Source organism: Caloranaerobacter ferrireducens (assembly GCF_001730685.1).
GTDB classification, from domain to species: Bacteria; Bacillota; Clostridia; order Tissierellales; family Thermohalobacteraceae; genus Caloranaerobacter; species Caloranaerobacter ferrireducens.
In genome coordinates this window covers 887,431-899,567 of the sequence record NZ_MDJR01000001.1, presented here as the reverse complement: position 1 = coordinate 899,567, position 12,137 = coordinate 887,431, and the positions used below count along the sequence as shown (strand labels likewise).

Sequence of the window (12,137 nt, the reverse complement as noted above, 5' to 3'; positions counted from 1 at the left end):
CATGGGCTGGTCAATAACAATAGACAATCCAGTATTAGGACAATATGATATATCTGATAGAGTATTAAATATAAAAACAAGCGAAAATCTAGACAACAAAAGTGATACATTTACAGTTGAATGCAAAAATATATCAGAAGTTCATAAATACGCTAAAATAGACGTTTTAAAAGATGGTGTTAAAAAGTATAGTGGATATATTTTAAATCAACAGGATTCGGATCAGGGATACAAAAACACAACCTTTGAGTGTGTTGATTGGTCTGATATTTTACACAACAGAATAATTGCTAAAACATATACCAATGATGATTCATTTCAAGGCAAACCAGATTTAATTCTTAAAGATATATTAACTTTAAAAGTACCTGAAGTAACAACCATAAATATAAGGGAATGTAGCACTATAATAGATAGGATTTATTTCCCTTATGATTCTGTTATGAAGGCATTAGATAGAATCCTAGAATTTATTCCAGAATGGCATTGGTATATAGATGCAAACAAGGATTTTCATTTTTTTAAAGATTATGAAACAGATGGTCCAAATATAGATAGTTCTAAAATACTCCATAGGACCCTTAGAGTTCAATATATCGGAGAAAACCCAGCAAACAGAGTTTGGATCATAGGAGCAAAACAATCATCACCAAATTATATTGAAGAATATTTTACTGGTGATGGAGTACAAAGAGTATTCAAACTAGCATATGAGCCGAACTTTACTGAAATATATGTTGATGGAGTATTGAAAAATTCAAAACTAGAAAGTAATGATGATGGAAATCAAGACTTTCTCATTAATAAAGGTGAGAAAGTTTTTTATATTCCAGACAATGTAGCAACTCCATTTACAGGAACAATTAAAGCTAGATATAGACCTACTATTCAGGTTATCGACTACTTTGAAAACTATAATAACATACAAACTTATGGTTTATTTGAAAAAGCTATTAAAAATAAAGATATAACCGACAAAGCAAGTGCTAGACAATTTGGTAAAGCAGAAATAAAGAAAAGAACGGAAGATAAAAGAATAATCAGCTTTTCTACAACAGAAGAAAGTATTGCTATTGGGCAAAGATGTGATGTAAATATTGTTACAAATGAATGGAATGTGGTTGGCAAATTTTTAGTTAAATCGATTAGTAGAGATATAAGACCTTACAACCTAAGAACTAATAATCCAGTACCAGTTATTAGTTCTGTGGTAATGGAGGAATTGATATGAAACTATCAGAGCAAGTCGCAAAACTAAACAGCAGAGTTGAAGCCCTTGAATCAAATACACTTGATGAAAATGCAGCAATAGCACAAATATCAAAATTTTATTCAGATATAAAAATTACTGTAAATATAACAGCTAAACTACATCAATATCCGATTTGCAACACAAATATATATTGCAGTTCTTCACTTTATATCTAAGGTGGTGATGGATTTGGTTACTAACGCTGGTTTATCAAGACTTTTAACACTACTTGACAATGAGTTAACACACATTGGAATTGGTATAGGAACAGCTCCAACTATAAATGATACCACTCTTGACAATGAGCAACTTAGGAAGCAAGCATCTTCTTTAATAGATGGATTTACTCTAGTAAAAGAAATATACTTTGATGAAACAGAAGGAAACGGAATAAATTTCACTAATGCAGGAGTATTTGGGAATAGTGCTACTGATATAGTAGGGACTGGCGAATTATTCAGTGGTGGTAGTATAAATGTAGCTAAAAATAACACTCAAAGTTTGACGATATCATTTGAAATTACAGTAGAAGGAGCATAAAAAAAGGAAGTTTAATATTGAAAAATAAAGCTTTCTATGTAAGAAAGAAGGTGGAATAATATGGCTTACACAAAAACCAACTGGCAAGATGGCGTAACACCGCTTTCGGCAGCAAACATGAATAAAATAGAAGACGAGCTTGAGTACTTAGACAATTCGGTCAACGAACCTTTGTATCAAACTATTACATCAGACGGAGAAAGCGTAATATCATTACCAAGTTCGACCGAGGATAAAGGGCAAGTTAGCGTTGGATTATTTGGTAACACAGCAACAAATATAGTTCAAAATGGTAATTTTGTAGATACAACTGGGTGGACTGCTTTAGCAGGTGGTTCAATTTCAGCACAAAATAATACATTATCAATCACAGGTAATGGTACAAGTACCAATACAATAATACAACATATAACAAATACAAATTGGCAAGATAATAAAAAAATATATACCCGTTTAAAAGTTAGAGTAACAAATCCAGACGCACAATATATTACACTTGAAGTTCGTCATTCAGATGGGAATGTTGCTACTTATACAATTAACACACCTGTTCAAGACCAGTGGTACTACTTCAATGAAATTACTACAAATACTACAAATACAGGAAATGTTGAAATAAGAATTTATGCACACTATATTGACGCAGCAACAGCAAATGGTAAAACTATGGAAGTACAAGAAGTATTCGCACTTGACCTAACAGCAGAAGGACTTGAGGACAAAACAGCAGATGAAATAAATTCTACGTTCCCATACTGGTTTGATGGCACTAAATCTACAGTTAGCACAAAAATAAAAGTTATTGGTAAAAATCTAGTTAGAAATGGTAATTGTGAAGAAGGATTAAATGGTTGGGAAAATGGAAGTGCTGAATTAACTTTAGAAAATGGTTATTTTAAAGTGACAGCAGATACTATTGGTTATGAATATGTAAAAAGTGAAGTAATAAAGGTTAAAAAGAATACAACACATAAATTAAGTGCAAAAGCAAAATCTGATGGAAATTCAAATTGTTATATAAGAGTAATGGATAAAGATTTAACAGTTAATTTAGGTTCATCTAGTGGTTCTGATTTGAATACTTCAGAACATACTATTGAAGCTAATGTAAATACAGGTGATTATGACGAAATACGAGTTTTGTTATATGCTCTAAATGGTATTGGTTCAACATGGTACAAAGAAATCCAACTTGAAGAAGGCACTCAATTAACAACATACAAAGAATACAAAGAAAGCATAAGATATATCAATCTGCCAAGCGGCGTTGATGGACTCAATAGTTTGCTTAATGGCACTAAAGACGAAGTTACTGATGATGGAAGATTGATAAAGAAATGTAGCAACAAAGTAATATTAGATGGTAGTAGAAATTGGGGTGATGGTTCAGATTTAGGAACTGTTTATAGATTTAGTCTTGCTTCTAGTGAATATGGTACTAATATAACAAACGGTGGTAGATTAGTGATAGATAATAAAGAATATGTATATGATGAAAATTATACTAGCGATACAGAACATTTTTACATTAGTCCTACTAGTCAAAGTTTAGTTTTATTTATTAACAAAACAATTATAGATGCTGAAACAGGGGCAACAGTAATAGATAAACTTAAAAATTATCTTAATTCTCATAATGGTACGCTAATTTATCAATTAGCAACTCCTGTAGAATATAGTCTAAATGTTACGCCTTTAACAGCATACGAGAACGGAACAGTATATTTTGAAAAAGCAATACCTGAAGTAAGTTTTTATGATAGCGTAAATGGTTGTCAAGTATCAGATACAAAATATCCTATAGCAAGTATAGACTTTATACACAAAGTAAATCCAGCAGATGGAAGTTATATTGCATTAGATGTATCTCAAGCTGTTATAGCACAAGATGGATTATCATTCACACATCCTGATTTACAAGATGGCGACCTTGTAGATTGGGATTATTTTTATGCAGAGGAATTGTCGACTTATCCTTCTGCTGAAATAACTGTTGCAACAAACCACAAAGCACAAACAAACTCAAATACAGATGCAATAAATCAACTAAGCAAGAATGTGCAAAATATTGACGATAGAGTAAAAGCTAATAGTCAGAGTATAGAAGAATTAGAACAGCCTACAACTCTTCTTGAAAAAATTAAAACAGTAGATGGAGCAGGAAGTGGTTTAGACACAGAATTATTTAATGGACAAGACAGTTCTTATTATGCAAAAAATATCCAAGGTGGAAGAGCAGAATATATAGGAACTGGTATTGGACATACTTTTTCAATAACATTTAGTCCTGCTTTTAGCTCTACTCCAAAGATATTTGTTACTCCAGAATATTTTAAGAGAAATAGCGTTAACAAAAGTCAAATAACAGTTAGAGCATACAATATTACAACTACAGGAATGGATGTATATGTTGAAGAGATTGCAACAGGCACACAAAGTAGTAGCGATAATATAGAATGTGCTATAAACTGGGGGGCGTTCGAATGATAATACATGAAATTAAGGGCAATAAAAACACAACATACTTTGATTTTGATGTAAATATAGATGGATTAACTATCAATTTTATAGGTGGACAATATTGGCAGAATGGACAGTTAGTAAAAGAATTTCAAAGTGAAAGTTTTAATATTGTTGCAGATACAGAGAATACAAAAAAAATATCAGTTTGTGTAACAACAAATGGCGTACAAATTATAGAGAATGACGATATTGTTGAAAATTTACTTATTAAATTAGCATGGATGGAGTTGGAGCCTAACGGAAGTGAATTTATAAATGTAAATAAAAAAGTATGTGTTAATTAAACAAGGCTTTAACGTAGAACACCTAGATGGGTGTATTTTTTATGCTTAAATTAAGGAGGGAAAACAAATGAATATTAAAGTAATATTTAATGGTATAGTGGCATCCTTGGGTACTGGCATAACATATTTAATAGGAGGGTGGGATGCCGCTTTGAAAATCTTAGCTATATTTATTGTTGTTGATTATGTGACAGGATTAATGAAAGCTATATACAAAAAAGAAGTAGCAAGCGATATTGGTTGGAGAGGATTATTAAAAAAGGCATCTATTTTTATAGTTGTCATTGTAGCTTATCAGCTAGATGTTGCTATAGCGAATGAAACACCTTTATTTAGAACTATGTCATGCTATTTCTACATAGCAAATGAAGGTATCAGCATTACAGAAAATATTGCAATATTAGGTGTCCCATTACCTGGTTTTATACTAAAAGTTCTTAAAAACATTAAAGAACAAAACGATAATCCAGAGGTGGTTAATAAATGAAAACTTTGATTATAGATGCTGGACATGGAGGCTCTGATACTGGAGCCTCCGCTTTTGGTTATTTAGAAAAAGATTTAAACTTGGTTATAGCTAAAAGAGTGAGAGAACTTTTAAAAGAATTTGAGCCAGACATGACAAGAACTACTGATATAACATTAGAACCTGGGTCAAGAACTAATAAAATAAAAGATAAGTATAAATATTGCTTATCAATACATTTAAATGCTTATAATAGTTCAGCGAGTGGAATTGAAGCAATACATTCGATATATTCAGAGAAAGGCAAACAATTAGCAGAGATAATAGCAAAAAAACTCAATGAAAAATTAGGTCTATCTATTAGAAGAGTGTTCAGCAGAAAAGGTAAGCGAGGAGATTACTACTATATGCATAGGCTTACAGGAAGTACAACAACAGTAATAGTAGAAGGACTATTTCTAGACAAAGACATAGAATACTTAAATGTAGAAAAAATAGCTCAAGGTATTGCTGATGGATTTAAAGAATTTATGAAAGGTAAGAAGAAAGAAGTATCGAAAGAATCTAAAATCGAAGAAAATCTGTAGAATAATCTTTAGAAATGTTTTTATTATTAGAATTAGATTTTGGTAAAGCTAAAGTAATTCCATATACAATTACTGATAATATAACAGCAGTTTCTAAGAACGTAAATCCATCCATACTTTATACACCTCTTCGAAGTTTTTATATAATTTTATGTAACCCGATTTACATATATTACTTTGTTAGGCATAGTAAAAAAACTTCTATCTTGTCTTATATTTTGTCGAAACTTTTGTGAAGGAATCCCCTAATGCTTGTCTAATACATATTATAGAAGGGGTGAGGTTATGGGGGTAAAAAATAGATTGAAGGAAATCAGATTAAAAGAATACATGATAGACAGTAAAACAGAATTTGCAAAGAAGCTAAACATTAATGTGCATACATATATTAAATGGGAAAATGGTGATAGTGTACCAGTTTTAGAAAAAGCTCTGGAGGTTGCAAAACAACTTAATAAAAGAGTAGACGATATATGGTATCTGGAATAGATGCCATATTTTTTTATGCTATTTTAGAAAATTTTTCACAAAAAGTAATATGTACTAGCATTATTTAGAAATAACTGCATATAGATATAGTGTAATACAAAATAATAAAAGTTATTACAAGGCTGTATTACGAATTATTACATTGTAATAAAAGGGGGGCTAAAATGATTATAGGAGTAGACAATGGTTACACTTACACAAAGAATAGCAAGGGAGTTATATTCCCTTCGAAAGTACGAACAGGAGAAAGCATTGACATTAACAATGTACTAGAAGTAGAGATAGAAGGAAAGAGATACATTGTAGGAGAAAAAGAAAGCAATTATACAGTTGATATTAATAAAGTTGATGATGAAAAAACAAAAGTATGTATTTTAACTAGCATAGCTTTAAGTATGGATAATGATTATGAAGAGGTAAAAGTTATTACAGGATTACCACCAGGACACTATTCAAAACAGAAAATACAATTAAGAAAAATGCTTTTAAATAGTGGAGCAACTAAGATTATTATAAATGGCAAAAAGAAACATCTTAAAATAGTTGATGCTGATGTATTCGTTCAAGGAGCTGGTCCTGTATTCTTGCAGCCAAATAAATATAGATATGCAAAGGTACTTGTAATAGACATTGGAGGCTTAACTGTAGATGTATGTTACTTTGAAAATATGAAGCTGGTAAAATACAGAACATACGAAAAAGGTATGTTAAAACTATATAGTCAAATGATAAGTGAAATTAATACTTATTTGGAATTATCTCTAGATATATCTGATGGAGAAAGAATTTTAAATGAAGGCATTAAAATATATGGGAAACAACAAGACTTAAGGTTTTTAAATCCAATTATAGATGGATATATAGAAAGTTTTATGACTGATATTAAGTTAGATTTTTCTATTAAGACAATGGATTATATTTTGCTTATTGGAGGTGGCAGTCAGGGGTTGTATCATAGATTAAACATACCTAATGCAGAAATATTACCAGATGGGCAATTTACTAATGCAGTATGCTATGAACAAATTGGAAGGGTGAGATTTGGTGTCTAGAAAAGTTATACCAGTCTCCATTAATGATGATAAAGTTCTAGAGTATTTAGAAACTAAAGAAAATAAATCACAATATATTAGAGAACTTATAAGAAAAGATATGACTTCAAATAAGGGTCTTTCTGATGAAATGAAAAAACTTATATTAGATTTTATAAAGCAAAATTACAGCAATATAAGTATAAACACTAATGATGATTTAATTAATTTTAAAGATGAAATAAATGAAATATTTGACCTAAAATAGAATGCCCTTCCCGGCACATAGAAAGGGCAACTAGCTTGAAGTGAATGCTACTTGCTTTCGCTTCATTGCATTACACTTCAAGCATATGCAAGAGCTTTCAAAAATATGCATGTCATGCTTGTACTTTTTAACCGAATACAGATATTATTTCAGCAGCAATTACCATACCGATACCAATTCCAAGTAATAACATTATATCACCCTTTCAAAGGAGGTTATTGTATTGAGATATAAAAAAATATTATTACTATTTATTAGTATTTGTATTTTGATATCATTTTATACATTAGCTTATGCTGATAATATAGATAAAACTAGAGCTAAAGTCGATAGATCAGTAACAAAAGTTGTTAAATTGATTGGATATACAATTATACTTTTGGTTGCTATAAAGGAAGTAATTCAAAAAGCACAGGCAGGAGATTTACAGGCTATAGGAAGTGTAGTCATAAAGTATCTAATTATATACGCAGTGCTCTTAGGTTTACCAACTGCTTTAAAATGGGTTGAAGAGTTTATAGAGGGGCTGAAATAGATGTTTTCAAGATTGGAAGCATTATTAGAACCTATATCAAAAGTATTCAATGCTATTATACATCCATTAGAAACACTACAGAAATTCACAGAAATAATACTTGCTTATATACCAGCAGTATGTATGGTTATATTTCTATTCTATGTTGTAACTGGCAGTAGAAAAATACTAGGAGCATTGATGTTTACAATAATGGTTTTTATTTTACTGAAATTTGCTATTGTATTTCAAATGACTTGGCTAATAGCAGTTGTTTTAGCAGCAATATTAATTATTCGACTAATAGGGGTGGTAATGTGAATGGTATAAAATTAAGCAAATATTTTGAGATAATACACCCTGAATATGTTTATTTAAAACTTACACCTACTTATTCGGTTAGAAATCAATCAACGGATCAGATAGCGAAAGCTATCTGTTCTTTGTATCGAAATCTTGCACAGAGCATACATAGATATGAAAAGAAAATATTTTATGAAGCACGTTCAAAAGTAGCATATTATATCTATATTGAAAAAAATAAAGCTGAATTCTACTTTATTATTCCTAAAGCATATTTACAACTTATTAAAGAGAAGATCCAGAATGCTTGGAAAGGTATAACTATCAAAGAAGTTGACAAAGTTCCAATGTTTAGTGACAAAGCAACTAAATATTATTTAACTTATAGAAAAGAAGATGGGTTAAGTCTTGCAGTTGACAAAAGGGCAAATACATTACTTTCTAGCTTGCTAAATGTAATACCAGTTATGCAGGAAGGTGATAAAATAGGTATATTTTATAATTTTGTGCCTTGTTCTCAAATCTCATGGAGAGCAGAATATGAAAAAACAATGCAAAAACTTAAAGAAGGCGCTCCTATTGATAGGCAAAAAACAGGATTTTCGTATATCTTAAAAATGCTGTTTTACATTATTGTATATATACTAGAAATGGTTGAAAATGCTATATTCGACCTTACAAAAACAGAAAAACAAGAGGAAAGTCTTTCAGATTTACTGTTTAAGAGATTGAACACAACTGAATTATCACTTGCCACACGAAAGAAAAAAGATGCTTCAATAATAAACACTCAAATACTTGTATTATCTGAAAGTAAAGACAAAGTGCAAGAAAACAACAATGCTAGAGCTATATGTTCAGCTTTTAATAGAATAAGTGAGGATAATGAATTAATGCCTAAGAAAATAAAGAAAATAGATTTTAAGCCTAATGTATTATATTTACCTAGCGTAGAACGAATAAAAACAAGTACAGATGAATGTCAGAATTTCTTACAACTTCCTGGTAGAGAGTTACTTGAAGAACACAATTGTATAGAGAAGATTGAAACACAAGAAACAGAAGTTCCAGAAGAGCTTCAACAAGGTGTAATGTGCATAGGAGAAAATATATATAGAGGTAAAAAACAAAAAGCATATTTAAGTAACGATTTTGAATATAGAAATTTAACACTTGTTGTTATTGGTCCAACTAGGGCAGGAAAGACTACATTATTTCAAAACCTTAGCAAAGATGCAATAGATCATGGAGAATGTAATATAGCATTAGATTTTATAGCTGAATGCGAATTTTCTAATGAATTAGCAGAAGTTTTGCCTAAACACAAAGTTTTAACTATTAAGTATGATGGATATGATAGTTTACAAGGGCTAGGTTATAATGAAGTAAAAATAACTGAAAATGATGATATCTTTACAGCTTATAATAAAGCTAAGATTCAATGCAATCAACTAATAACACTTGTAAATAGTATCAATACTGATGATAAAGTATTAGCTCCTAAAATGGAAAGGTATCTTGAATCAGCTGGATTAGTTACTTTTATAAGTAATGGAGCAATAAATGATGTATTTAGCGTTTTGCAAAATCACAGAATAAGGCATGAGTATATTGATAAAATTCCAACTGAACAACTAAATAACTTACATGAATATATACTAAATTTAAAAGAATTAGATGAAGTAGACAAAGAAGGGTATATTGTTGGAACTAGACTTAATTTAATAACTGGAATAATTGATAGACTAAACAAACTTAAACGTAATACATTTTTAGAAATGTCATTAAAGAAAAACTGTGATGATAATATAAATCTAGTAAATGAGATACAAAAGCCTCAATTAATAAGAATTCAAATGCCAGAAAGTGCATTTTTTACAAAAGAGGAAAGGGATATAGTTTGCACATATTGGATAACTAAAATATGGTTAGCTCTGCAAATTAGAAAAATGAAAATAAAAGACAGGAGCAAACATGTAAAAGTTAATATATTTGTTGATGAGCTTTACCAAGTAGAAAACACTCAAAGATTTATTACTGATAAATTAAGCCAAATGGCTAAGTTTACTGCAAAAATGATTATATCATGCCACTATCTAGGGCAAATACCGATTATAAGGGATGAATTAAAATCAGCTAATAGTTCATACATGTTGATTAGTGGTTGTGATAAAGACAATTATAAAGAACTCAAAGATGAACTATATCCTTATACAGTTGAGGATTTACTAAATCTTAAAAGATTTCATAGCTTAAACTTAATCAAATATGAAAAAGGTTATGCAAAGTTCATAACTAAATTGCCAAAGCCTATAAAATAAATATATATAAATAGGTAGGAAAATTTATTCAAAAATTTCAGTAAATTTAAAGGGGTTTGCTGATATATATCAAATTATAATAATAAAGTGTAGGGCTATAGGGTATAGTAGCCAACTTTTAATATTGTAGGTCTTCCAGATACCTCTATAAGGGAGTCGAAAGAAAGGGTAAGAACTGCAATAAAAAATTCTGGCTTTGAATTTCCTTTAAATAGGATTACTATTAATCTTGCACCTGCTAGTCTTAAGAAAGAAGGTTCACAACTTGATTTATCAATTGCTGTAGGAATATTATTAGCAACTGGAACTATAAAAAATAGAGATTTAAGTAAAGTATCTTTTATAGGTGAATTATCTTTAGATGGGAATATAAATAAGATAGATGGTGGTCTTCCTCTAGTAATATCGCTTAGAGATAAAGGTATTGAAAAAATTATAGTGCCTTACGAAAATAAAGATGAGTGTAGTATAGTAGAAAATATAGATGTGATACCAGTAAAAAATCTATATGAGCTTGTAATGTATTTAAATGATGAAATAACCATAAAGCCTTCGGAAATAGATATATCAAACCTATTTAGAAATGGTAATGAATTATATGATGATTTTAGTGATATTAAGGGACAAGAATCATTAAAAAGAGCAATGGAAGTTGCTGCAGCTGGAGGACATAACATTTTGATTATAGGTCCACCTGGTTCTGGCAAGACGATGATTGCAAGAAGATTACCTTCTATATTACCTGAATTAACATTTGATGAATCATTGGAAATTACTAAAATATATAGTGTAGCAGGTTTATTAAAAGATAATTCTTTAATTACAAGACGACCTTTTAGAGCACCTCATCATACAATATCTAGTGCATCTTTAGTAGGGGGAGGTAGAATACCCAAACCTGGAGAAGTATCATTAGCACATTATGGAGTACTTTTTTTAGATGAATTACCTGAGTTTCAAAAAAGTGTTTTAGAAGTTCTCAGGCAACCAATGGAAGATGGTCATGTAACAATTTCAAGAGTTAATGCTTCTCTTACATATCCAGCTAAATTTATGCTTGTAGCAAGTATGAATCCTTGTCCGTGTGGCTATTATGGTGATCCAACACATGAATGCACTTGTAGTGAGAGAGAAATAAATAGATACTTGGGTAGAATTAGTGGACCATTATTAGATAGAATTGATATACATATTGAAGTTACACCTGTAGCTTATAAAGAATTGGGTAGTAATGTTACATCGGAAACTTCAGAAAGCATTAGAAAAAGAGTAAATGAAGCTAGAAAAATCCAGACTGATAGATATTCTAAAGAAAAAATATTTTGTAACGCACAATTAACATCAAAAGATATAAATAAATACTGTAAATTAGATAATGAATGTGTTAAATTGATGGAAGAAGCATTTGATAATTTGGGTTTAAGTGCTAGAGCTTATAATAAAATTTTAAAGCTAGCTAGGACAATTGCTGATTTAGATAAAAAAGAGTTAATAGAAGTACAACATTTAGCTGAAGCTATTCAATACAGGAGTTTAGATAGAAAGTTTTGGCGTTAATC

The 12,137-nt window shown here is 30.2% G+C and carries 15 protein-coding genes; 14 read left to right on the top strand and 1 reads right to left on the bottom strand.

Annotated elements, in window-relative coordinates:
• Position 1 precedes the first annotated feature (1 nt).
• The 7 genes from BFN48_RS04445 (at position 2) to BFN48_RS04415 (ending at position 5,652) form a co-directional block, all read left to right on the top strand.
• A complete protein-coding gene (locus BFN48_RS04445; RefSeq protein ID WP_069649635.1) occupies positions 2 to 1,231 on the top strand; it encodes a hypothetical protein in 1,230 nt (409 codons plus the stop codon).
• Positions 1,228 to 1,428 (top strand): hypothetical protein, encoded by a 201-nt coding sequence (locus BFN48_RS04440; RefSeq protein ID WP_069649634.1) that lies wholly within the window; start codon positions 1,228 to 1,230, stop codon positions 1,426 to 1,428. Before BFN48_RS04445 ends, BFN48_RS04440 begins: the two co-directional genes overlap by 4 nt.
• Positions 1,429 to 1,441: 13 nt before the next feature.
• Complete coding sequence (locus BFN48_RS04435; protein WP_069649633.1) at positions 1,442 to 1,792, top strand: hypothetical protein; 351 nt, start codon at positions 1,442 to 1,444, stop codon at positions 1,790 to 1,792.
• A gap of 60 nt (positions 1,793 to 1,852) precedes the next feature.
• Positions 1,853 to 4,279: an H-type lectin domain-containing protein gene (locus tag BFN48_RS04430; protein ID WP_069649632.1), complete on the top strand. Its 2,427-nt coding sequence runs from the start codon at positions 1,853 to 1,855 to the stop codon at positions 4,277 to 4,279.
• Positions 4,276 to 4,599 (top strand): hypothetical protein, encoded by a 324-nt coding sequence (locus BFN48_RS04425; RefSeq protein WP_069649631.1) that lies wholly within the window; start codon positions 4,276 to 4,278, stop codon positions 4,597 to 4,599. The genes BFN48_RS04430 and BFN48_RS04425 overlap by 4 nt, the downstream gene beginning before the upstream one ends.
• 67 nt (positions 4,600 to 4,666) lie before the next feature.
• Positions 4,667 to 5,086, top strand: coding sequence for a phage holin family protein (locus tag BFN48_RS04420; RefSeq protein WP_069649630.1), 420 nt, complete (start codon positions 4,667 to 4,669; stop codon positions 5,084 to 5,086).
• A complete protein-coding gene (locus BFN48_RS04415) occupies positions 5,083 to 5,652 on the top strand; it encodes an N-acetylmuramoyl-L-alanine amidase family protein (protein ID WP_069649629.1) in 570 nt (189 codons plus the stop codon). Before BFN48_RS04420 ends, BFN48_RS04415 begins: the two co-directional genes overlap by 4 nt.
• Here BFN48_RS04415 and BFN48_RS12380 read toward each other — a convergent pair.
• The gene (locus BFN48_RS12380; protein WP_176718809.1) at positions 5,630 to 5,767 is read right to left on the bottom strand and encodes a hypothetical protein; all 138 of its coding nucleotides are present in this window, start codon (positions 5,765 to 5,767) and stop codon (positions 5,630 to 5,632) included. The genes BFN48_RS04415 and BFN48_RS12380 overlap by 23 nt on opposite strands.
• Positions 5,768 to 5,937: 170 nt before the next feature.
• On the opposite strand from BFN48_RS12380, the gene BFN48_RS04410 reads away from it, so the two are divergent.
• From BFN48_RS04410 to BFN48_RS04380, 7 genes are all read left to right on the top strand, one after another.
• A complete protein-coding gene (locus BFN48_RS04410) occupies positions 5,938 to 6,141 on the top strand; it encodes a helix-turn-helix transcriptional regulator (RefSeq protein ID WP_069649628.1) in 204 nt (67 codons plus the stop codon).
• Between the two features lie 164 nt (positions 6,142 to 6,305).
• A complete protein-coding gene (locus BFN48_RS04405) occupies positions 6,306 to 7,193 on the top strand; it encodes a ParM/StbA family protein (protein WP_069649627.1) in 888 nt (295 codons plus the stop codon).
• A complete protein-coding gene (locus BFN48_RS04400; protein ID WP_141706111.1) occupies positions 7,183 to 7,440 on the top strand; it encodes a hypothetical protein in 258 nt (85 codons plus the stop codon). The genes BFN48_RS04405 and BFN48_RS04400 overlap by 11 nt, the downstream gene beginning before the upstream one ends.
• Positions 7,441 to 7,663: 223 nt before the next feature.
• Positions 7,664 to 7,975, top strand: a complete 312-nt coding sequence (locus tag BFN48_RS04395) for a hypothetical protein (RefSeq protein WP_069649625.1) — start codon at positions 7,664 to 7,666, stop codon at positions 7,973 to 7,975.
• Positions 7,976 to 8,275 (top strand): hypothetical protein, encoded by a 300-nt coding sequence (locus BFN48_RS04390; protein ID WP_069649624.1) that lies wholly within the window; start codon positions 7,976 to 7,978, stop codon positions 8,273 to 8,275.
• The gene (locus BFN48_RS12630; protein ID WP_083238781.1) at positions 8,272 to 10,578 is read left to right on the top strand and encodes a hypothetical protein; all 2,307 of its coding nucleotides are present in this window, start codon (positions 8,272 to 8,274) and stop codon (positions 10,576 to 10,578) included. The genes BFN48_RS04390 and BFN48_RS12630 overlap by 4 nt, the downstream gene beginning before the upstream one ends.
• A gap of 123 nt (positions 10,579 to 10,701) precedes the next feature.
• Complete coding sequence (locus BFN48_RS04380) at positions 10,702 to 12,135, top strand: YifB family Mg chelatase-like AAA ATPase (RefSeq protein WP_083238780.1); 1,434 nt, start codon at positions 10,702 to 10,704, stop codon at positions 12,133 to 12,135.
• Positions 12,136 to 12,137 lie beyond the last annotated feature (2 nt).